General features: G+C 63.0%; 21 protein-coding genes. 4 read left to right on the top strand and 17 right to left on the bottom strand.

All coding sequences use genetic code 11. The annotated features are described in order from the left end of the window. Positions 1-10: 10 nt before the first annotated feature. Genes EJ076_RS24720 through EJ076_RS24740 form a run of 5 tightly spaced genes read right to left on the bottom strand, consistent with a single transcriptional unit; the run spans position 11 to position 4,370 of the window. Positions 11-982, bottom strand: coding sequence for an ABC transporter substrate-binding protein (locus EJ076_RS24720; protein WP_013530916.1), 972 nt, complete (start codon positions 980-982; stop codon positions 11-13). Positions 983-1,022: 40 nt separating this feature from the next. Beyond that, complete coding sequence (locus EJ076_RS24725; RefSeq protein WP_126069590.1) at positions 1,023-2,177, bottom strand: ABC transporter permease; 1,155 nt, start codon at positions 2,175-2,177, stop codon at positions 1,023-1,025. Then, positions 2,174-3,052, bottom strand: coding sequence for an ABC transporter permease (locus tag EJ076_RS24730; protein WP_126069591.1), 879 nt, complete (start codon positions 3,050-3,052; stop codon positions 2,174-2,176). The genes EJ076_RS24725 and EJ076_RS24730 overlap by 4 nt, the downstream gene beginning before the upstream one ends. After that, entirely contained in the window at positions 3,053-3,535 is a 483-nt protein-coding gene (locus EJ076_RS24735) for a DUF559 domain-containing protein (RefSeq protein ID WP_245462872.1), read from the bottom strand. 43 nt (positions 3,536-3,578) lie between these two features. Continuing rightward, positions 3,579-4,370 (bottom strand): ABC transporter ATP-binding protein, encoded by a 792-nt coding sequence (locus EJ076_RS24740; RefSeq protein ID WP_126069593.1) that lies wholly within the window; start codon positions 4,368-4,370, stop codon positions 3,579-3,581. A 130-nt stretch (positions 4,371-4,500) separates the two neighbouring features. On the opposite strand from EJ076_RS24740, the gene EJ076_RS24745 reads away from it, so the two are divergent. Continuing rightward, entirely contained in the window at positions 4,501-4,905 is a 405-nt protein-coding gene (locus EJ076_RS24745) for a cupin domain-containing protein (RefSeq protein ID WP_109668350.1), read from the top strand. Between the two features lie 17 nt (positions 4,906-4,922). Here EJ076_RS24745 and EJ076_RS24750 read toward each other — a convergent pair whose 3' ends face one another. The 5 genes from EJ076_RS24750 to EJ076_RS24770 all read right to left on the bottom strand — a co-directional run bounded on the left by EJ076_RS24750 (position 4,923) and on the right by EJ076_RS24770 (position 9,864). After that, on the bottom strand, positions 4,923-5,300 hold the full coding sequence (locus EJ076_RS24750; RefSeq protein WP_126069594.1) for a hypothetical protein: 378 nt from the start codon (positions 5,298-5,300) through the stop codon (positions 4,923-4,925). 22 nt (positions 5,301-5,322) lie between these two features. Then, positions 5,323-5,694, bottom strand: a complete 372-nt coding sequence (locus EJ076_RS24755; RefSeq protein ID WP_126069595.1) for a hypothetical protein — start codon at positions 5,692-5,694, stop codon at positions 5,323-5,325. A 2-nt stretch (positions 5,695-5,696) separates the two neighbouring features. Beyond that, positions 5,697-7,148, bottom strand: a complete 1,452-nt coding sequence (hydA, locus tag EJ076_RS24760; RefSeq protein ID WP_126069596.1) for a dihydropyrimidinase — start codon at positions 7,146-7,148, stop codon at positions 5,697-5,699. A 66-nt stretch (positions 7,149-7,214) separates the two neighbouring features. Next, positions 7,215-8,465, bottom strand: coding sequence for a Zn-dependent hydrolase (locus EJ076_RS24765; RefSeq protein ID WP_126069597.1), 1,251 nt, complete (start codon positions 8,463-8,465; stop codon positions 7,215-7,217). A 70-nt stretch (positions 8,466-8,535) separates the two neighbouring features. After that, the gene (locus tag EJ076_RS24770; RefSeq protein ID WP_056582806.1) at positions 8,536-9,864 is read right to left on the bottom strand and encodes an aspartate aminotransferase family protein; all 1,329 of its coding nucleotides are present in this window, start codon (positions 9,862-9,864) and stop codon (positions 8,536-8,538) included. A 227-nt stretch (positions 9,865-10,091) separates the two neighbouring features. On the opposite strand from EJ076_RS24770, the gene EJ076_RS24775 reads away from it, so the two are divergent. Beyond that, complete coding sequence (locus EJ076_RS24775) at positions 10,092-10,727, top strand: TetR family transcriptional regulator C-terminal domain-containing protein (RefSeq protein WP_109668368.1); 636 nt, start codon at positions 10,092-10,094, stop codon at positions 10,725-10,727. 4 nt (positions 10,728-10,731) lie between these two features. On the opposite strand, the gene EJ076_RS24780 is transcribed toward EJ076_RS24775, so the two are convergent. Beyond that, positions 10,732-11,619, bottom strand: a complete 888-nt coding sequence (locus tag EJ076_RS24780) for a helix-turn-helix transcriptional regulator (RefSeq protein ID WP_126069598.1) — start codon at positions 11,617-11,619, stop codon at positions 10,732-10,734. Positions 11,620-11,722: 103 nt separating this feature from the next. On the opposite strand from EJ076_RS24780, the gene EJ076_RS24785 reads away from it, so the two are divergent. Both EJ076_RS24785 and EJ076_RS24790 read left to right on the top strand, forming a co-directional pair. Then, the gene (locus EJ076_RS24785; protein WP_126069599.1) at positions 11,723-12,568 is read left to right on the top strand and encodes an SDR family oxidoreductase; all 846 of its coding nucleotides are present in this window, start codon (positions 11,723-11,725) and stop codon (positions 12,566-12,568) included. Then, a complete protein-coding gene (locus EJ076_RS24790; protein WP_126069600.1) occupies positions 12,565-13,287 on the top strand; it encodes an SDR family oxidoreductase in 723 nt (240 codons plus the stop codon). The genes EJ076_RS24785 and EJ076_RS24790 overlap by 4 nt, the downstream gene beginning before the upstream one ends. A 240-nt stretch (positions 13,288-13,527) precedes the next feature. Here EJ076_RS24790 and otsB read toward each other — a convergent pair whose 3' ends face one another. The 6 genes from otsB to EJ076_RS24825 form a co-directional block, all read right to left on the bottom strand. Continuing rightward, positions 13,528-14,307: a trehalose-phosphatase gene (gene otsB / locus EJ076_RS24800; protein WP_245462873.1), complete on the bottom strand. Its 780-nt coding sequence runs from the start codon at positions 14,305-14,307 to the stop codon at positions 13,528-13,530. Next, positions 14,304-16,082, bottom strand: coding sequence for a trehalose-6-phosphate synthase (locus tag EJ076_RS24805; RefSeq protein WP_126069601.1), 1,779 nt, complete (start codon positions 16,080-16,082; stop codon positions 14,304-14,306). The genes otsB and EJ076_RS24805 overlap by 4 nt, the downstream gene beginning before the upstream one ends. Positions 16,083-16,227: 145 nt before the next feature. Continuing rightward, positions 16,228-18,390 (bottom strand): amylo-alpha-1,6-glucosidase, encoded by a 2,163-nt coding sequence (locus EJ076_RS24810; protein ID WP_109668383.1) that lies wholly within the window; start codon positions 18,388-18,390, stop codon positions 16,228-16,230. 50 nt (positions 18,391-18,440) lie between these two features. Then, on the bottom strand, positions 18,441-19,502 hold the full coding sequence (locus EJ076_RS24815) for a glycosyltransferase family 4 protein (protein WP_126069602.1): 1,062 nt from the start codon (positions 19,500-19,502) through the stop codon (positions 18,441-18,443). A 114-nt stretch (positions 19,503-19,616) separates the two neighbouring features. Beyond that, positions 19,617-19,994, bottom strand: a complete 378-nt coding sequence (locus EJ076_RS24820; protein WP_126069603.1) for a DoxX family protein — start codon at positions 19,992-19,994, stop codon at positions 19,617-19,619. Between the two features lie 69 nt (positions 19,995-20,063). Next, on the bottom strand, positions 20,064-20,522 hold the full coding sequence (locus EJ076_RS24825) for a carboxymuconolactone decarboxylase family protein (RefSeq protein ID WP_126069604.1): 459 nt from the start codon (positions 20,520-20,522) through the stop codon (positions 20,064-20,066). Between the last annotated feature and the right edge of the window lie 9 nt (positions 20,523-20,531).

Here is a 20,531-nt window from a genome sequence, read left to right on the forward strand (position 1 = left end):
CCGACTAGGCTTACTTCACAGCCTTGTCGGTGATGGCGGTGGTGTAGGCGCCGGTCGGCTCCTTGGTGATGATCTTCTGGTCGAGCAGCGCCTTGGCGGTGCGCTCGTAGGTCGCCGGGTCGAGCTTGCCGTCGGCATTGTCGATCAGTTTGGCGACTTCGCTCATCATGCGCTTCTGGTGGTTCTCGTCCTGGCCGCCGCCGTCCATGACGATGCCTGCGGCTTCGTCATTGTTGTCGATGGCGTATTTCCAGCCCTTCATCGAGGCACGCACGAAACGCACCATCTTGTCTTCGAAGGCCGGATCCTTGAGCTTGTCTTCGGACGCATAGAGCCCGTCCTCGAGCAGGTCGTTGCCCATTGCCGAGTAGTTGAACACGGTCAGCTGTTCCGGCTTGTAACCAGCGTCGATGAGCTGCCAGTACTCGTTGTAGGTCATCACCGAAATGCAATCCGCCTGCTTCTGGATCAGCGGCTGCACGTCGAAGCTCTGCTTGAGCACAGTAACGCCATCCGGGCCGCCTTCGGTCTTCAGGCCGAGCTTGTTCATCCAGGCGTAGAACGGATACTCGTTGCCGAAGAACCAGACGCCGAGCGTGTGGCCCTTGAAGTCAGCTTCGGTCTTGATCGGGCCGTCCTTCGGGCATACCAGCTCCATGCCGGCCTTCTTGAACGGCTGGGCGATGTTGACCAGTGGCACGCCCTTTTCGCGGGCGGCCAGCGCACCGCCCATCCAGTCGACGATGACGTCGGCGCCGCCGCCGGCGATCACCTGCTCGGGCGCGATATCGGGACCGCCCGGCTTGATGTCGACGTCGAGACCCTCGGCCTCATAGAAACCCTTGGCCTTGGCGACATAATAGCCGGCAAACTGGGCCTGCGTGACCCATTTCAGCTGCAACGTCACCTTGTCAGCGGCCATTGCCTGGAAAGCGGCAAGCGACATCGCGCCGGCCAGAACGGGAATAATCAGTCTTTTCATTTTATTACCCTCTGAAGTTAGTGCCCTAAACCCACCGCCCCTATCCACCACGGACAGAGGGATGCCAAAACGTGACGGCTCTTTCGACAAGAGCGACCACGCCATAAAAGACCGAACCCGCAAGTGCTGCAACTGCGATTTCGGCCCAGACCATGTCGATGTTCATCCGCCCGACCTCGGTCGAGATACGGAAGCCCATGCCGACGACAGGCGTGCCGAAGAACTCGGCGACGATGGCGCCGATCAGCGCCAGCGTCGAGTTGATCTTCAGCGCGTTGAAGATGAAGGGGGCGGCTGCCGGCAACCTGAGCTTCAGCAGAGTCTGCCAGTAACCGGACGCATAGGTGCGCATCAGGTCGCGCTCCATGTGACCGGAGGCGGCAAGGCCCGCAACCGTGTTCACCAGCATCGGGAAGAAGGTCATGATGATGACCACCGCTGCCTTGGACTGCCAGTCGAAACCGAACCACATCACCATGATCGGCGCGACGCCGATGATCGGCAGCGCCGAGACCATGTTGCCGATCGGCAGCAGCCCGCGCCGCAGGAACGGCACGCGATCGGCGAGGATCGCTGTGATGAAGCCGGCGCCGCTGCCCACGACATAGCCGAAGATCACCGCCTTGAAGATGGTCTGCCGGACATCCGCGCCGAGCACCGGCAGCGAGCTGGCGATGCGCGCGCCGATAGCGCTTGGCGGCGGCAACAGGATGAAGGGGATGCCGGCGCCGCGCGTCACTGCTTCCCAGATGATCAGGATCCAGGCGCCGAAGATGGCGGGAATGATCAGGCGCAGCGCGGTCCGCGCCCAGCTTGCCATCGGGCGAAGGCCCGACAGCACAGCCACGCAGCGCCAGCTAAGCAGCCAGGCACCCGTGAGCAGCAGGAAATACGGTGCTCGTGCCTGACCTTCGAAGCCGGCGATACCACCGATCAGCAGCCAGGCGACGAGATGCGCGCCGATGAAAAGCACGACAGCTTCGACGATGGACGGTATTTTGGCCATCGAGATCAAAGCAGTGAGAAGCAGCGCGCCGAAGATCAGCCAGCTTGTCGCCACATAGGGATATATCAACGTCCCTGCAGGCTGCGCCAGCGGATCCACTTTCGGCGCGGCGATCGCGCCGAGCGCCACTGCGATCAGGCACAGCACGATCGCCAGTACTGCTTGCCAGGAGGGTTTCAGCCAGTTCATGCCGGCCTCCCGCCCATCGCGCGGTCAACGATACGCCCGGCAATGCCGACCACCATGACCAGAAGTGCGGCCACCACCGAACCGGCGACCAGCGCCGACCAGATGTCGATGGACTGGCTGTAATAGGCACCGGCCAACAGCTTGGCGCCGATGCCGGCGACAGCGCCGGTCGGCAGTTCGCCGACGATTGCACCGACCAGGCTTGCCGCCACCGCAACCTTCATCGAGGTGAACAGGAACGGCACCGAGGCTGGCACGCGCAATTTCCAGAAGGTCTGCGCACGACTGGCATTGTAGGTGTGCATCAGGTCGAGATGCATGATCTCGGGCGAACGCAGGCCCTTCACCATGCCCACCGTCACCGGGAAGAACGACAGATAGGTCGAGATCATCGCCTTCGGGACCAGGCCAGTGACGCCGACCGCCGCCAGCACAACGATGATCATCGGCGCCACCGCCAGGATGGGAATGGTCTGCGAGGCGATGATCCACGGCATCAGGCTGCGGTCGAGCGTCGCCACATGCACGATGCCGACAGCAATGATGATGCCGAGCGCCGTGCCGAAAGCAAAGCCGAGCAGCGTCGACGACAGCGTCACCCAGGCATTGTAGACGAGGCTGCGGTTCGAGGTGACGGGCCGCAGGAAGGTGTTTTCGAAGAAGTTCACCGCCACCTGATGCGGCGCCGGCAGCGTCGGCTTCGGCTGCGCCAGCGTCTTGCCGATGAATTCGCTCAAAGTATGTGTTTCGCCGGCGCGGCGATCGAGATCGCGCTGGAACGGCGTGTTGAGGATGACAGCGAAGACATACCAGAGCACGACCACCCCAGCGAGGATCGAGGTCACGGGAACGAGCTTGTCGCGAAAGGTGTCCATCTAGCAGGCCTCGCCGGACGAGCGCCCTCCTCTCCCCAACGGGGAGAGGGTGGCCGGAGCGAAGCGGAGGTCGGGTGAGGGGGTAGAAATCTTTCCGTCCAGGCACGCCAAGATCGTATCCAGGACCGTTCGGCGTTCGGCCAAAACTTCATGGTTCCAGAACCGCAGAACCGAATAACCTTGTCCGTTCAGCCAAGCTGTCCTGGCAGGGTCAGTAGGAGAATCTGCGTGCTGACTACCGTCAAGTTCGACAATCAGGCCTACCTCGCGACAAATAAAATCCGCGATGAAAGGTCCGAGCGGCACCTGCCGCACAAATTTGTAACCGTTGAGATGACGTCCTCTCAGTTCGCCCAAAAGCCTGTATTCAGCCTCGGTCTCGTCAACCCGCAGCCTTCGGGCGCGAGCGGTTGCCCCGACCTTTCTTTTGGTCGAATCCGTCGGCGCCGCCCCCTCACCCGACCTCCGCTTCGCTCCGGCCACCCTCTCCCCGTTGGGGAGAGGAGGAGCCTCATCCTGCCCTCGCTCAATCATCATAGCTGTGCCCTGCCCGCAGCCCATCGCGCACGCGCGCCGCGATCGCCAGAAACTCCGGCGTCTCGCGGATGTCGAGCGGTCGCTGCTTCGGCAGCGTCGATTCGATGATGTCGCTGACACGGCCCGGACGTGGCGACATGACGACGATGCGCGTCGACAGATACACCGCTTCGGGGATGGAGTGGGTGACGAAGCAGATGGTCTTGTTGGTGCGCCCCCACAGCTCCAGCAATTGCTCATTGAGGTGGTCGCGCACGATCTCGTCCAGCGCGCCGAACGGCTCGTCCATCAGCAGGAGATCGGCGTCGAAGGCCAGCGCGCGGGCGATCGAGGCGCGCTGCTGCATGCCGCCCGAGAGCTGCCAGGGATATTTCTTCTCGAATCCCGAGAGGTTGACGAGGTCGAGCGTACGCTTGATCCGCTCGCCTTGCTCCGCCTTGGAGAGGCCCATGATCTCCAGCGGCAGCCCGACATTGCGCTCGATGGTGCGCCACGGAAACAGCGCCGCCGCCTGGAAGACATAGCCGTAGGCGCGTTTCTCGCGCGCCTGTTCTGCTGTCATGCCGTTGACCGAAATCGTCCCCGAGGTCGGCTTCTCCAGATCGGCGATGACGCGCAGCAGGGTGGTCTTGCCGCAGCCCGAAGGCCCGATGAAGGAGACGAACTCACCCTTGCCGATGGTGAGATCGACATTGGACAGCGCCTGCACCGGCCCGTCATTGGTCTGGAAGGTCAGTCCGAGTTTGCTTGCCGCGACGACGGCTGGCGAAGTCCCTGTCATCGGCTGCCGCCTGCCTGTTCCCGCCCCTGCGGCGCCGGCTGGAATCCGATTGCTTTTATCGCGATGTTGTTTTCCACTCGCCCTGTCCCATTGGTCTTGTCCCACGCAATCGACGCCCGGAGTTTCCCCGATGTCGCCCAAACCCACTTGTCATCTTATCCGCCCTGAAAGCACTTATGAAGGCAAGCAGGGATTGACCTATTTCGCCGGCATTGCCACGGAAACCGTCGGCTCCTCCGGCATCTGCATGCACTTGCTCACCTTGCCGCCCGGCGCCCGCGCCAAGGCGCATATGCACGAAAGCCATGAGACGGCGATCTATGTCCTCTCCGGCGAAGTCCACACCTGGTATGGCGACCGGCTCGAGCATCATATCGTCGTCAAGGCCGGTGACCTCTTCTACATTCCCGCCGGCGTCCCGCATCTGCCGGCCAATCTGAGTGGCGCCCCGTCCTCGGCCGTCATTGCCCGCACCGATCCCAACGAACAGGAAAGCGTCGTCCTGCTGCCGGAACTGGATGCGCTGGTTGCCTGACGCCGACGGGATCGCTGTCATTTGCACCGCGAAACTTCCCCCATGACGTTGCCGTCCTCATCGGCGATCGTCAGCTTCTTGGCGTTCTTGGCGCTGTGCTTGATGGTAAACTTGGTCGGCTCCTGTCCCTCTTCGCCTTCCGCCTCACATGTCGCCGTCACCACGAGCGATCCGTCAGCCTGCGCTTGCGTCTTCGTGAACGTGCAGGCGCTGGCGGCGGTGATCAATTCCTTGTCGGTCAAAAGCAGCATCTGATCGGCGGCGACTTCCTGGCCGTTGCGGTTGATGCAGCCATATTTGTCGCCATAGGGTTTCGACAGATCGATACCGGCCGCCGAAGCCTGGCCGGCCGCCAACACAAAAACCATCGCAACAGAAAAACAAAAACCACGCATGCTCACCCCCCAATGCCCAACGTTACAAACATGATTGCAGCGGCCCCATTTCCTCAAGGCCTGGAATGGTGACGAAGAAACCATCCTCTCCCTTGTTGGTGACCACGACGGTTTCGATTGTCGTTCCCGCCTCGCCCTCGGCGGAACAGGTCGAAGTCAGCGATTGTGCGCCCAGCACCAGCGTCAATTGCTGCGCGAACCGGCAGCCGCTGCCATAGGTCTCGATGCCTTCAGCCGTCAGCACGATATAGGCATCGCTGTCCTGATAACCGGCCTTGACGCCGGCACAGCCGACATCATTGCCCCAGGAGCCGGCCAGCACGCCGCCTGCTGCTACCGGGCTGGCGACACTTGCCGCCAAGACCAACGAAATGAGCGCGGCCGAACGCGCCAAGCTCAAACCCCGGTCGCCGGGATACCGGTGCGTTCCACCTTGCGCGGCGCGGAAATCTCTTTCCAGGTCGACAGCGCCCGGTTGACCGCCGCATTCGGCTCGCGGCCAACGAACTCGCCATGGCCGGGCTTGGCCTTGACCTCGGCCTCCTGGATCGACAGTTCGCCGCGTGAGAAGACGAAGCGCGGCAGGCCGGTCACCTCGAACCCTTCGAAGACGTTGTAGTCGATCACTGACTGCTGCTTCTTCGAAGAGATCTTCTTCTTGCGCTTAGGATCCCAGACAACGATATCGGCGTCGGCACCCTCAACGATGGCGCCCTTCTTCGGATACATGTTGAGGATCTTGGCGATGTTGGTCGAGGTCACCGCGACGAACTCGTTCATCGTCAGGCGGCCGGTGTTGACGCCCGTCGTCCACAGCACCGGCATGCGGTCTTCAAGCCCGCCGGTGCCGTTCGGGATCTTGGTGAAATCGCCGACGCCGTTGCGCTTCTGCTTGGTGGTGAAAGCGCAATGGTCGGTCGCCACCACCTGCAGCGAGCCCGCCTGCAGGCCGGCCCACAGCGAATCCTGGTGCCATTTGTTGCGGAAGGGCGGGCTCATCACGCGGCGCGCCGCATGATCCCAGTCCTTGTCGAAATACTCGCTCTCGTCCAGCGTCAGGTGCTGGATCAGCGGTTCGCCGAACACCCGCATGCCCTTCTGGCGCGCCCGGCGGATCGCCTCATGGCTCTGCTCGCAGGAGACATGCACGACATAGAGCGGCACGCCTGCCATGTCGGCGATCATGATGGCGCGGTTGGTCGCCTCGCCTTCCACCTCAGGCGGTCGCGAATAGGCGTGGCCCTCGGGACCGTTGTTGCCGGCGGCCAGCAGCTTCTGCGACAGGGCAGCAACGACGTCGCCATTCTCGGCATGCACCAGCGGCAGCGCGCCAAGGTCGGCGCAGCGCTGGAACGACGCGTACATCTCGTCGTCATCGACCATCAGCGCGCCCTTGTAGGCCATGAAATGCTTGAACGAGGTGATGCCCTTGTCGACGACAGTGGCCATCTCGTCGAACACCTGCTTGCCCCACCAGGTGATCGCCATGTGGAAGGAATAGTCGCACGACGCCTTCGAGGTCTTGTTGTCCCACATCTGCAAGGCTTCGAGCAGCGACTGCTGCGGCGCCGGCAGGCAGAAATCGACCACCATGGTGGTGCCGCCGGCAAGCGCTGCACGCGTGCCGGATTCGAAATCATCGGCCGAATAGGTGCCCATGAATGGCATTTCGAGATGCGTGTGCGGGTCGATGCCGCCCGGCATGATGTAGCAGCCAGTGGCATCGAACTCATGGTCGCCATGCAGGTCCGAACCGATGGCGACGATCTTGCCGTGGCTGAACAGCACATCGGCCTTCCACGTGCGGTCGGCGGTGACGATGGTGCCGTTCTTGATGACTTTGGTCATTTTTCTTGTTCCCTTGTTCTCTTCGCGCTTCTTTGCGAGCAGCGTTTGGAATCTAGATTTCTAGGCTCACTCCACGATGACAGCCGTCTCCACCACAGCGTGGAACAGCACGTCGGCGCCAGCCGAGGCCCATTCCTTGGTGATTTCCTCGGCCTCGTTGTGGCTGAGTCCGTCGACGCAGGGGCACATCACCATCGCGGTGGGCGCGACGCGGTTGATCCAGCAGGCGTCGTGGCCGGCGCCGGAGACGATGTTGCGATGGGAATAGCCGAGGCGTTCGGCAGCGTCGCGGATGGCCTTGACGCAGCCGGCATCGAAGGTGACCGGATCGAAGGCGCCGACCTGATCGATCTTGTACTGGATGTCGAGCGCTTCGCAGATCGTGTCGATGCCTTCACGGATGCGGCCGTCCATGGCGTCCAGCACTTCCTTTTCCGGCGAGCGGATGTCGATGGTGAAGACGGTGCGGCCGGCGATGATGTTGCGCGAATTGGGATAGACCTCCATGTGGCCAACCGCGCCGACGGCGTCGGGCTGGTAGTCCATGGCGATCTCGTGCACCAGTTCGATCACCCGCGCCATGCCGAGCCCGGCATTGCGGCGCTTCGGCATCGGCGTCGAGCCGGTATGGGCCTCCTTGCCGGTCAGCGTCACCTGCAGCCACTTCAAACCCTGGCCGTGGGTGACGACACCGATGTCGATGCCCTCGTCCTCGAGGATCGGACCCTGTTCGATATGCAGTTCGAAGAAGGCGTGGATCTTGCGATCGCCGACCTTCTCGCTGCCTTTCCAGCCGATGCGCTCGAGCTCTTCGCCGAATTTCTTGCCTTGCTTGTCGACATGCCCGTAGACATCGGCCTGCTCGAGCACGCCGGCGAACACACCGGACGCCATCATCGCCGGCGCGAAGCGCGCGCCTTCCTCGTTCGTCCAGTTGGTGACGACGATCGGATGTTTGGTCTTGATGCCGAGATCATTGAGCGAGCGCACCACTTCAAGCCCGCCCAGCACGCCAAGCACGCCGTCATATTTGCCGCCGGTCGGCTGCGTATCGAGATGGCTGCCGACATAGACCGGCGGCAGGCTGGGGTCAGTGCCTTCGCGGCGGGCAAACATCGTGCCCATTTCGTCGACGCCCATTTCGAGCCCGGCCGCATCGCACCAGCGCTTGAACAGGTGCCGGCCCTCGCCGTCCTCGTCGGTCACGGTCTGGCGATTGTTGCCGCCGGCAATGCCGGGGCCGATCTTCGCCATTTCCATGATGGAATCCCACAAACGGTCTGAATTGATTCGCAGATTCTCGCCGGGTGCGGCCATTCAAAGTCCTCTCATTTCATATACTGGTCGGGCGGCGGTTCCCACCGCCACCCGTCCAGGCAAAGCAGATTTAGTCTATCGACCTCAGCACATCGCGCACATGGTCGATCAATTCATTGATCTGGCCCTTGGTGATGATCAGCGGCGGCGACAGCGCGATGATGTCACCGGTGGTGCGGATAAGCGCGCCGCGCTCGAACGCCTTGACGAAAGCCGAGAAGGCCCGCTTGGTCGGCTGGCCGGCAATCGGCGCCAGCTCGATCGCACCGATCAGGCCGATGTTCCTGATGTCGATGACGTTCGGCTCGCCTTTCAGCGAATGCAGTGCGTCTTCCCAGTAGGGCGCCAACTCCTCGCCACGGGTCAGCAGGCCCTCTTCCTTGTAGGTGTCGAGCGTGCCGAGTGCGGCTGCGCAGGCGATCGGATTGCCCGAATAGGTATAGCCGTGGAAGAACTCTATCATGTGCTCGGGGCCGGTCATGAAGGCGTCGTGGATTTCCTTCTTCACGAACACCGCGCCCATCGGGATGACGCCGTTGGAGACGCCCTTGGCGGTGGTCATGATGTCGGGCGTGACGCCGAAATAATCGGCTGCGAACGGCGTGCCGAGGCGGCCGAAACCGGTGATGACCTCGTCGAAGATCAACAGGATGCCGTGCTTGGTGCAGATCTCACGCAGCTTCTGCAGATAGCCCTTCGGCGGCAGGATGACCCCGGTGGAGCCGGCGACCGGCTCGACGATGACGGCGGCGATGGTCGAGGCGTCATGCAGGGCGACGATGCGCTCCAGTTCGTTGGCGAGTTCCGCGCCATGTTCCGGCACGCCCTTGGTGAAGGCGTTCTTTTCCGGCAGATGCGTGTGCGGCATATGGTCGACGCCGCCGAGCAGCGTGCCGAACATCTTGCGGTTGGTGACGATGCCGCCGACCGAGATGCCGCCGAAATTGACGCCGTGATAGCCGCGCTCGCGGCCGATCAGGCGAGTGCGGGAGCCCTCGCCCTTCACGCGGTGATAGGCGATCGCCATCTTGAGCGCGGTTTCGACCGATTCCGAGCCGGAATTGGTGAAGAAGACATGGTCCATGCCCTTGGGCGCGAGGTCGACCAGGCGGTTGGCCAGTTCGAACACGATCGGATGGCCCATCTGGAAGGCCGGCGCATAGTCGAGCTCGGCGGCCTGGTGCTGGATCGCCTCGGTGATCTTCGGACGGCAGTGGCCGGCATTGACGCACCAGAGTCCGGCGGTGCCGTCGAGAACCTTGCGGCCGTCGCTGGTCGTGTAATGCATGTCCTTGGCGGACACCATCATGCGCGGCGCCTGCTTGAACTGCCGGTTTGCCGTGAACGGCATCCAGAATGCACTGAGATCGTTCGGCGTGACTTTCAGCCGGTTGGACATGACCAAGACTTCCCCTTGTAAACTGTTTCGGTGCGCCCAACGCTTGGTCTTTGCTGCGTTTTCATGCTACGCAAATTTTTGACCGATTGGACAAACGTTAGCACCGCCCTGTCGGCGGTCAAGGGATTACTAGCGGAAATGCGGCACCTGAAGTGCGTTCCACAGGCTAGGGAAAAACTGGTCCAGAGAATTGGTCCAGATGCCCCTCAACGCGAGGGCTGGTAACGGTGACCACCGGCACGGACCACCCTCGCCGCACCCGCATCCAACAGGAAAAGCGCGAACTGATCCTGGAGGCGGCGCTCGAGGTCTTCTCCACCAACGGCTTTCGCGGTTCGACCATCGACCAGATCGCCGAAGCCGCCGGCATGTCGAAGCCCAACCTGCTCTATTATTTCCGCCGCAAGGAAGACATCCACGAGACGCTGATGCAGCGCCTGCTCGACACCTGGCTGGCGCCGCTGCGTGAACTCGACGACATCGGCGATCCCCTCACCGAACTGCGCAGCTACATCAGGCGCAAGCTGGAGATGGCGCGCGATTTCCCGCGCGAGAGCCGGCTGTTCGCCAACGAGATCCTGCAAGGCGCGCCGCGTATCATGCCGCTGCTGGCCGGTGAGCTGAAGACGCTGGTCGACGAGAAGGCCGCCGTCATCAAGGGCTGGATGCGCGCCGGCAAGATCGCCCGCACCGACCCCTGGCACCTGATCTTCTCGATCTGGGCAACGACACAGCATTATGCCGATTTCGACGTCCAGGTCCGCGCCGTGCTCGGGCCCAACCGCGGCGGCGACGGTCGCTTCGAGGATGCCGCCCGCTTCCTGGAACAACTGTTCCTCGACGGGCTGAAGCCAAAGACCTGACGCTTCAGGCGCTGCGCCGCTCGGCCGGCAGCGCGTCCAGCAATGTCTGAAGCTTGGCGACCGAGTTCTGCTCGGCAAGCGGCGTGTAGACGATCAGCTTCATGTCGGAGCCGTCGCCGATCGACAGGCTCATATGCTCGAAGGTCATGGCGCCCGCGCTCGGGTGCCGGACATGCTTCACCCCCGACAATCGGTGCGCGACGTCGCGCTGCGGCCACCAGTTGCGAAACTCCGGGCTCGAGCGCGTCATCAACTCGATCAGCCGCTCGAAATCCGGATCGCCGACATAGCGGGCGCTCGCGGCCCGGAACGAAGCCAGCACTGTGCACGCCAATTCCTCCCAGTCGACCAGCAGGCGCCGATGGTGCGGGTTGGTGAACACCATGTGGACGATGTTGCGGGCATCACCCTCCAGCAGGCCGTAGTCGCCGAACACCGCGACGGCCGCCGGGTTCCAGGCCAGCACGTCCCAGCGCCGCCCGACGACATAGGCCGGCTGCAGCACCAGGCTCTGCAGCATGTGCAGCAAGGGGCCATCGACCTTTTCCGGCGCCACGGCACGGCGCTCCGGCTGCTGGCGGTCGGCGAGGATGAACAGATGCTGTTTTTCGGCCGCGTCGAGGCGCAATGCTTCGGCAAGCGCCGTCAGCACCTCCACCGAGGGCCTGACCTCCCGCCCTTGCTCCAGCCATGTGTACCAGGTCGTGCCGACACCGGCGATCATCGCCACCTCCTCGCGCCGCAAGCCGGGCGTGCGCCGCCTGAGACCGGTGGCGATGCCTGTGGCCGAGGGCGTCAGCCTTTCACGGCGCGAGCGCAGGAAGGCGCCGAGTTCGCGCCGGCGGCTGTCTTCAGCGGAGTGCGTGGGGGCCGAGTGGGGTTGGGACTCCATGCGCTTATTATAGCAGTATTGATACCAGGATAAAGTTTGAACTGTTTGGCTCGCGCTAACTGCCCCATCTTCCGTTCAGAGCAACAGAACGGAGGCTCTGGACATGGAACTCAAAGACAAGACAATCCTCATCACCGGCTCAACCGACGGCGTTGGCCGCGTCGTCGCGCAACGGCTCGGCGCCGCTGGCGCCCGTGTGCTGGTGCATGGCCGCGACGCGACGCGCGGCAAGGCTGTTGTCACCGAGATCGAAGCAGCCGGCGGCAAGGCCGAGCTTCTGGTCGCCGACCTCTCTTCGCTGGCCGAAGTGCGCCGGCTTGCCGAGGCGGTGCGCGCCCGGACGAAGCGGCTTGACATCCTTATCAACAATGCCGGCATCGGCACGGCAGGCCAAGGTGCCAAAAGGCAGGTCAGCGCCGACGGCTACGAACTGCGCTTCGCTGTCAATTATCTCGCCGGTTTCCTGCTGACATCGGAGCTTCTCCCACTGCTGAAGGCGAGCGCTCCAGCGCGCATCGTCAACGTCGCCTCGGCGGGACAGCAGGCGATCGACTTCAGCGATGTCATGCTGGCCCGCTCCTATGACGGTATGCGCGCCTACTGCCAGAGCAAACTGGCGCAGATCCTGTTCACCATCGACCTTGCGGAGCAGCTGAAAGGCACCGGCGTCACCGTCAACGCGCTGCATCCGGCGAGCTACATGAACACCACCATGGTCCGGCAGGCAGGCGTGACGCCATGGAGCTCGGTCGAGACCGGCGCCGACGCTATCCTCAATCTCGCCACGTCACCCGCGCTCGACGGGAAAAGCGGCCTGTATTTCGACGGCCTGCGGGAATCCCGTGCCGACGCCCAGGCCTATGACGCAAGGGCAAGGCAACAGTTGCGAGCCTTGAGCCTCGATCTTATCGGCCCGGCCTCCCCCACATCGAAGGAACAGCATTCATGACCAAGACAATCGAACATGCCGTCATCATCGGCGGCTCGTCCGGCATCGGCCTGGCGACGGCGCGCAAGCTGCTCGGCCCGGGCATGAAGGTGACCATTACCGGGCGCAACGAAGAGAAACTGAAGAGCGCTTGGAAAAGCCTTGGCGGCGCTGCCGAGAAGGCTGCTTTCGACGCCTCGAAGCCGGATGAGGTCCGCCAGTTCTTCGAGCGCCTCGGTCCTTTCGACCATCTGGTGCTTGCGGCCAGCGGCGGCAAGGGCCTTGGCCCCTTCCCGACACTTGACCTGAGCGACATCGGCAGTGGCGTCGACGAGAAAGTCCGCCCGCAGCTGTCCTGCCTGCAGGCGGCCTTGCCGACGCTGAACAAGGCCGGATCGGTTACCTTCATCTCGGCGGTCTCGGCGCAGCTCGCAACGCCCGGCGTCGCCGGCATCGCCGCCATCAACGGCATGCTTTTGACCGTGGTGCCGATCCTGGCACTGGAGCTGAAGCCGCTGCGCGTCAATGTCGTGGCGCCAGGCGTCATCGACACGCCCTGGTGGAATTTTCTGGCCGAGGAGCAGAGGCAGGCTATCTTTGCCGACTATGCCGGCAAGACGCCGGTTGGCCGCATCGGCCGTGCCGAAGACGTCGCCTCGGCAATCGCCTTTCTCGTCTCCAACGGTTTCATGACCGGTCAGGTCCTGACCTGTGACGGCGGCCTGCGGTTTGCGGCGTAACAGGCTGCTCCGGAACATAGGAATAGTCAGGCGTATCAGCCCCATACATCTTGTTGTCGATCGCTTCCTGCCAGCTGGAGTCGGCATCGGACGGTGAAATGTCGGCGGCCCCGTGGCGGGAGGAGCGGGAATGAAGCCAACTCGGCGTGATCTCTCGAACCAATTGTGCAAAGCGTCCCATCGAACCGTTCCTTTCCTTGCCGTTTCCAGATGCGCGATCGGGGTGCGCTTCGGCCGGACCTAGAGCTGACTTTTCAGCCAGGCGAGCGTTTCGGCAACACCGGCCAGCCCGTACTGCGCGGTGGTATGCGCAGGTGGCTTGACCCGTATCGACAGGCCGCCGGCATCATTGACGGCCTCGAAGCCGTTTTCGTCCGAGGTGTCGTCGCCCAAGAAGACCGGGCGGCGGCCCACAAATGGCGCGATGTCCATGAAACGCCGGATCGCGGCGCCCTTGGCGGCCTCGAGCGGCAGCAGTTCCACACCGGCATTGCCGGGAACCACGCGGTAGCCCTTTGGCAGCGTGGCCAGCGCCTGCTCGACAAGCTGCGTCGCGCGGGGAAGCAGGTGCGGGGCAGCGCGCGTGTGGATGGCCAGCACCCGTCCTTTGCGCTCGATATAGGCCCCACGACCGAGCTCAGCCTGGATCTCGTCGGCAAGCGCCGCGATATCCGCCGGCTCGCCGGCGACTTCGACGTCGTCGTCCGGCAACAGCCTGTGTTCCAGGCCATAAAGCCCGGCTGCGCGCAGCTTCAAAGGCTGAAACAGCTGATCCGCTGCCGCAACGGAGCGGCCTGTGATGAAGGCCAATGCCCCGTTCAGCTTGCGATCCAGCCCCTGCAGCAAGGAGCGAAGCTCGTCGCTGACCAAGACGGCGTCGGGGTGTTCCGCATGTTCCAGCAGCGTGCCGTCAATGTCGAGGAACAACGCCCATTCGCCAGTCAGCAAGGCCGGCGGCTTTTGCAGGCTCTCGCTGGCAATTTTTTTCAGGCTCTCGCTCATAACCAGGGTCTCGCTCATAACATTGCCACCCGTTTGCGTTCGAACATGGATACGACATTGTCGATGCCGGGCGGCCGGTCGCCAGCACCGGTTACCCGATCGAGGTCACCGCGCTTGCGCAAGCGCGCCGCGTCCAGAAGCATGCTGCCGGCCCAGCGATAGACATTGTTGTCGCGGACCATCTGCCGCATCGGCCGCATGCGCTCGCGCTGTTCGTCCGGCGTCATGGTCAGTGCCTGCAGCAGCGCTTCGCTCATCATGGCCGCGTCGTAGGGGTTGACGATCAGCGCCTCCAGCAATTCGCGCGAGGCGCCGGCGAAGGTGCTGAGCATCAAGACGCCCTGTTCGTCGTCGCGCGCCGCGACGAATTCCTTGGCGACCAGGTTCATACCGTCATGCAGGCTGGTGACCATGCATATATCGGCGGCGCGATAGATCTCGTAGACCTGTTCTTGCGAATGATGTTCGGCCACCATGATGACCGGTCTGTAGCCCTCGCCGCCATAGCGTTGGTTGAGTTCCTCGGCATAGCGGTGGCATTCGTCGTGGAGCAGCTTGTAGGCCGGGAGCGTGCCGCGGCTGGGAGCCGCGATCTGCAGGAAAACCAGCTTTCCAATCCATTCAGGGTATCGCTTGAACAATTCGTCCAGCGCCTGAAACCGATCCAGAATGCCCTTGGTGTAATCGAGGCGCTCGACGCCCACGGCCAGCTTCACATCCGCTTTCAGTCCGAACCTGTTCCGCAAGCGGGCGCGGCAGTCATCGACATCAGGCAATTTTGCCAGCAGGTCCGCCGGCCATTCGATCGAAATGGGATAGGCGTGCACCAGCGTCGTCTGCCCGCCATAGGAGATCGCCGCATCCGCCCGCTCGATGCGGCTTTCCAGGAAGCGATCGACGCTTTCAGTGAAATTGTTGGCGTGGAACTGGGTGTGGAAACCGATGATCGAGCTGCCGAGCAGCCCCTCAAGGATGCGCTCACGCCACGGACAGATGCTGTACACTTCCGAATTCGGCCATGGGATGTGCCAGAAGGTGATGACGATCGCCTCCGGCAGGCGCTCGCGGATCATGCGCGGCAGCAGCGCGAAGTGGTAGTCCTGGACCAGCACGATCGGCCGCTCGTTGCGCGCTTCGGCCACCACCGTGTCGGCGAACTTCCGGTTGACGGCCTCATAGGCCTCCCAGTCCGAGGCGCGAAAAATCGGTCGGGTGAAGGCGATATGGCAAAGCGGCCAGAGGCCCTCATTGGCGAAGCCGAGATAGTAACCCTGATGCTCTTCCTCCGTCAGCCAGACCCGGCGCAGCGTGTAGGACGGATGGCCGGGCGGAACCTGTACCCGGTCGTCCTGGTCGACCGTCAGACGGTCCGCGGTTCCACCACCATAGGCGATCCAGGTGCCGCCACAGGCGCGGGTGATCGGCTCGAGCGCCGACACCAGCCCGCTGGCCGGCACCAGCAATTCGACGCCATCATCCCTGATGTTGTGGATATAGGGTTCGCGGTTGGACACCACGATGACCTGCGCCTCCGGCAGGTCGTCGGCCAGTATCTTGCGTAGTGTTTCGGGCGACCACGTCACCAGCGCAGCATCGGCCGATTGACCATTCTTTTCGAATTCCCGGATCACCTTGCGCGCCGCTTCCGCGGCCACGTCTTCGCCCGCTGTATGCGCAACCGCCGGAGGGTGACTGCGGCGCTGCCGCGATAGAGAGAAGAAAACGGCAAAAGCGGAAAAACCGAGGCTCGCGAGGATTAGAACCCAGAGCAGGTTCGCACCGTAATTTGTCATGGGAATGCCAACTCACCTCCGGCCGTTCGGCGGCCGTTTTGTTCGTGTTTCCGATTTGAAACTGTCCGCGGCGACAGGGGTCGCCGTCCGGACCTGTATTTTGCAACGCACAAAGCCCGGATCGGTTCCGCCAATTTTGTTCGAATCATGTTCTGACGATGAGCGGCACCAGCCCTTCATGGCGGTCGGCGAGGAAAGCGACGACCCGGTCGCCGACGCGCTGGAAGGTGAGATCGACCACTTGTTCGCCAACGCCCAGGTGGCGAAGCGTGAGCGTGTCGATGCCGATCGGCAGCCTCGGGCGGGTAACCCGGATTTCGCCATCCCAGCCGTCGATCTCCAGGCCAAGGCACGCCTGCATCAGCATGAAGGCGGAGCCTGCCGACCACGCTTGCGGCAGGCAGGCGACGGGATAGGCGATGGGTGCTTCGCCCGGCGCGCGGGTAAAACCGCAGAACAGTTCGGGCAGCCGCATGTTGAAATGGACCGCGGATTCGAACGTGCCGCTCATCAGGCGGACCACGCTTTCACGCTCGCCATAACGCGCCAGGCCGGCACCGCACATGGCGGTGTCATGCGGCCAGATCGAGCCATTGTGGTACGACATCGGGTTGAAGAACACGGCATCGTCGGCAAGCGTCCTCAGCCCCCAGCCGGAATGGAAGGAGGCGGAAAGAAGCTGGTCTGCGACCATCTGCGCCCGCGCCGGCTCAGGCAATCCGACAAGGAGGAGATGGCCCGCATTCGAAGTCCGCACCTTGCAGGGTTCGCCTTCGCCATCGATCGCCAGGGCGTAGAAGCCGAGATCGTCGAGCCAGAAGTCGCGTTCCACGGCCACCCGCATGGCCTCGGCGCGGTCCTCCCAGTGATCGGCCTTGTCGTCCTCGCCACGGCGGCGGGCAAGCTTGGCCAGCCCCCGAAAGGCGGCAAAGACATAGCCCTGCACTTCGACCAGCGCGATCGGGCCCTTGGGAATGCGGCCATCGGCATGAAAGACGGAATCGAAACTGTCCTTCCATCCCTGGTTGGCGAGACCGGACTCGGCGGCCCGCTGATAGGTCACGAAGCCGGTCTCTCGGCCCGCCTCCTCCGTCCATTCGGCCGCGGCGCACAGCGACGGCCACAGGCTGTCGATGAACGCCATGTCACCGGTACGATCGGCATAGGCACAGGCGAGATGGATGTAGAGCGGCGTCGTATCGACGCCGCCATAATAGCGGCCGAAGGGAAGCTCCCGCAGCGCCGCCATCTCGCCCTTGCGCGTCTCGTGCATGATCTTGCCCGGCTGCGAATCGCTGAACGGCGACGTCTCCGTCGCCTGGTGCTGGGCAAGGAAGGCCAGCACGCCCCGTGCCAGGCCCGGATTGAGCCACAGCATCTGCAGCGCCGAGATGACGCCGTCACGGCCGAACGCCGTCGAGAACCAGGGAATTCCGGCATAGGGATAGGGTCCGGTCGCAAGCTCGGTGGTCAGCAGCGCGACATCGGCACGGGCACGCTCGACCCAATCGTTGAAGACGCGACCAGAACTGTGCACCGTCGCGCCATGGCGACGCTTGGCCCGCATGCCAAAGCGCGCCCGGGCGGCAGCGGCGCGGAAACGGTCGCGATCGGGCGGCTCGGCCAACTCGGGACCAACCTCGACATACAGCACCATGCTGCTGCGCTTGGTCACGGCGAGCAGGAAATCGGCGCGGTCGGCCGTCAGCTGGTCCGGTGCTTGCGAGAACGATATCGCCGATGCGCGCGCCAGCCCGTCCAACCCGTCATAGCGCAGCAGAACGGATGTCGCGTCCATTTCGGCCACATGCGCCATCCCACGGCGCAGCCGTGTCGAGCCGCGCACTTCGAACATGTCGCGGAAATCGGCGGCAAAGTGCAGGGAAACGCCGATTGTCGAGGTTTCCCGGCTGTAGTTGGAAAGTGTGATGCGTTCGAACAGCCTGTCTTGCCACAGCAGCCTGACGCGTTCGACATGAATGGCGCCCTGCGGAATGTCGCGACCGGCGGCACTTTGCATCGGCAGATTGGTCAGGTTGGTGGTGAACAGCACATTGTCCTGGCTGAGCGAAGCGCCTAGCAGCGATGTCTGCCGGCCACCGACGGTCAGCCGAAATTCAGAGAGTACCCGTGTGTCGTCGCGGAAGAAACCGTCGCCGGCGCCGCGTATGTCGCCATAGGCATCGGCAACCGCAAAGCAGTCGCCCTGCTTGAGCGCAAACAGTCGGTGCGGCTCGCGAGGTGCGGTTGCGTCGAGCGAGGCAAGGGCTACGGCGGGATCGAGCTGGCGCTCATCGAGTAGGGCCATTGGTCACAAATCCCTGTTGTTCCGGTCTTGTCGCTGGCGCACGTCGCTACTCACGACGCTTTCGCTTCGCTCGGGACGCCGATCAGGCGCGCATAGGCCGCCAGATAGTCGCCGGCCATTCTTCTGGCGGAAAACCGCTTTTCGAAAACGGCTCTCACCTTTCGCCTGTCGAGTTGCAGCAAGTCAGGCACCGCGGCAACCGCGCCGTCCATTGTGTCAGCGATAAAACCGGTCACGCCCTGGTCGATGATCTCGGGCAGTGCACCGCAATTCCAGGCGATCACCGGCGTGCCGCAGGCCATCGCCTCGATGGCCGCAAGGCCGAACGGTTCCGGCCAGTCGATCGGAAACAGCAGGCCGGCCGCCTTGCCGAGAAATTCCGCTTTCTGGTGCTCCTCTATCTCGCCGACATACTCGACACGATCGCCGTCAATCAACGGCTCGACCATCTCATGGAAATAGGCGCGATCGTCGTCGCCGATCTTTGCCGCAAGCTTCAGCTTGAGCCCCGAGCGCATGGCGATCTCGATGGCACGGTCGGGGCGCTTGTCGCGTGAAAACCGCCCGAGGAAGGCAAGATAGGGTTCTTCCGCCTTCGTCTCGAAAGTCGGCTTGTAGATATCGGTCGGCAGTCCGTGGTGGATCGTCGCCAGCCAGTTGGCCCTGGCAAGACCCGCCTTCTGGCTGTTCGAAATGGAAATCAGGGGAAAACGCGGGAAACGCTCATAGGCGGGCGCCAGGTCGACATAATCCAGCCTGCCATGCGGCGTCGTCACCGTCCGCTCCGCCATGTCCTCGAAGAAGGAAAAATGCAGGAAATGGCTGAGGTGGAAGTGGATGACGTCAAACTCCGACGCCCGTTCCCGCACCTGCGCAAGCATCGAAAGATGCGCCGCGATCTCGGATTTGAGCGGGCGCGGATCGAGGCGAAGGGCGCACTCCCGGCCAGCCACCAGCTTCGCGGAGGTCTGGCTGTCGCCACTGGCAAACAGTGTCACCTCATGGCCCAAATCGACCAGCGCTTCGGTCAGATACGAGACGATGCGCTCGGTGCCGCCATAGAGTCTGGGCGGCACCGATTCATAAAGCGGCGCGACATGGGCTATTTTCATATTTCATCCTGGATGCTCGGCATACAGGTGCGAAATGCGTCAACGGCTGGATTGGTTCCGATTTAATGATGGATGCCGTCGGCACCACACTGCCGAACTCGGCATGGAGCCGCATCAAGCAGACTGCGCGATCAGCGTCAGAAAACTACCACTCAGCGCGACATTGCCGACGAAGCCGTTGATGCGCGACGCACGGTCCGCGCCCTGATGGTCCCAGAAATTGTGGAACATCGGCGTAGCGACGATCAGGAACAGCAGCAGCACCGATGCAGCAATTGCCGTCCACAGGCCGGCGATCACCAGCCCACCGGCAGCGACCTGAAGCACGATGCCGAGCCACAGCGCCAACCGCGCCTGCGGCACGCCGCGCGCGGCCATCAGTTGGGTCAGGAAGGCCGCGTTCTGGATGTTGCGCAAGCCGGCGAAGACGAAGGCGCCGCCGAGCAAAAGGCGGCCGAGAAACAACAGTGTCGAAGGCAAATCGGCAGGCATCAAACTCTCCCTTTGAAAACGATTGGAGCGCCGCCTTCTCGACGGCGCTCCAAAACACAATCCGGACAATCAGGCGGCCTTGGCCGCCGGCATCGGATGAATGGCCTGGAACGGGATGCACAGCCGGTTCCAGGTGTTGATCATGCCGAGCGCAACGGACAGCTTGACCAGCTCCTCTTCCGAGAAATGCTCGAGCGTCCTTGCATAGAGTTCGTCCGGCACGCCATTGTCAGCGATCAGGGTGACGGCTTCGGTCCAGGCCAAGGCGGCGCGTTCGCGCTCGGAAAACAGCGGCGATTCCTTCCAGGCCGAAACCAGATAGAGCCGCTGCTCGGTCTCGCCGTCACGCCTCGCCTCACGGCTATGCATCTCGACGCAGTACGAGCAGCCATTGATCTGCGACGCCCTGAGCTTGATCAGGTGCAGCAGGCTTTCCTCGAGCCCGCATTCGTCGACTGCCTTGTTGAGCGCCGACACCGCCTTCATGATCTCCGGCGCCTTGGCGAAAAATTGCAGCCTCTGTTTCATCTTGATGTC

The sequence above is a fragment of the Mesorhizobium sp. M7D.F.Ca.US.005.01.1.1 genome (assembly GCF_003952545.1).
Taxonomy (GTDB): domain Bacteria; phylum Pseudomonadota; class Alphaproteobacteria; order Rhizobiales; family Rhizobiaceae; genus Mesorhizobium; species Mesorhizobium loti.

What these genes read in the sequence shown, in the direction of transcription:
- EJ076_RS24730 (WP_126069591.1), bottom strand. Translation starts at nt 3,052, where the DNA reads ATGGACACCTTTCGCGACAAGCTCGTTCCCGTGACCTCGATCCTCGCT.
- EJ076_RS24820 (WP_126069603.1), bottom strand. Translation starts at nt 19,994, where the DNA reads ATGCCTGCCGATTTGCCTTCGACACTGTTGTTTCTCGGCCGCCTTTTG.
- EJ076_RS24790 (WP_126069600.1), top strand. Translation starts at nt 12,565, where the DNA reads ATGACCAAGACAATCGAACATGCCGTCATCATCGGCGGCTCGTCCGGC.
- EJ076_RS24720 (WP_013530916.1), bottom strand. Translation starts at nt 982, where the DNA reads ATGAAAAGACTGATTATTCCCGTTCTGGCCGGCGCGATGTCGCTTGCC.
- EJ076_RS24805 (WP_126069601.1), bottom strand. Translation starts at nt 16,082, where the DNA reads ATGACAAATTACGGTGCGAACCTGCTCTGGGTTCTAATCCTCGCGAGC.
- EJ076_RS24780 (WP_126069598.1), bottom strand. Translation starts at nt 11,619, where the DNA reads ATGGAGTCCCAACCCCACTCGGCCCCCACGCACTCCGCTGAAGACAGC.
- EJ076_RS24745 (WP_109668350.1), top strand. Translation starts at nt 4,501, where the DNA reads ATGTCGCCCAAACCCACTTGTCATCTTATCCGCCCTGAAAGCACTTAT.
- EJ076_RS24810 (WP_109668383.1), bottom strand. Translation starts at nt 18,390, where the DNA reads ATGGCCCTACTCGATGAGCGCCAGCTCGATCCCGCCGTAGCCCTTGCC.
- EJ076_RS24750 (WP_126069594.1), bottom strand. Translation starts at nt 5,300, where the DNA reads ATGCGTGGTTTTTGTTTTTCTGTTGCGATGGTTTTTGTGTTGGCGGCC.
- EJ076_RS24725 (WP_126069590.1), bottom strand. Translation starts at nt 2,177, where the DNA reads ATGAACTGGCTGAAACCCTCCTGGCAAGCAGTACTGGCGATCGTGCTG.
- otsB (WP_245462873.1), bottom strand. Translation starts at nt 14,307, where the DNA reads ATGAGCGAGACCCTGGTTATGAGCGAGAGCCTGAAAAAAATTGCCAGC.
- EJ076_RS24765 (WP_126069597.1), bottom strand. Translation starts at nt 8,465, where the DNA reads ATGGCCGCACCCGGCGAGAATCTGCGAATCAATTCAGACCGTTTGTGG.
- EJ076_RS24825 (WP_126069604.1), bottom strand. Translation starts at nt 20,522, where the DNA reads ATGAAACAGAGGCTGCAATTTTTCGCCAAGGCGCCGGAGATCATGAAG.
- EJ076_RS24815 (WP_126069602.1), bottom strand. Translation starts at nt 19,502, where the DNA reads ATGAAAATAGCCCATGTCGCGCCGCTTTATGAATCGGTGCCGCCCAGA.
- EJ076_RS24740 (WP_126069593.1), bottom strand. Translation starts at nt 4,370, where the DNA reads ATGACAGGGACTTCGCCAGCCGTCGTCGCGGCAAGCAAACTCGGACTG.
- hydA (WP_126069596.1), bottom strand. Translation starts at nt 7,148, where the DNA reads ATGACCAAAGTCATCAAGAACGGCACCATCGTCACCGCCGACCGCACG.
- EJ076_RS24770 (WP_056582806.1), bottom strand. Translation starts at nt 9,864, where the DNA reads ATGTCCAACCGGCTGAAAGTCACGCCGAACGATCTCAGTGCATTCTGG.
- EJ076_RS24785 (WP_126069599.1), top strand. Translation starts at nt 11,723, where the DNA reads ATGGAACTCAAAGACAAGACAATCCTCATCACCGGCTCAACCGACGGC.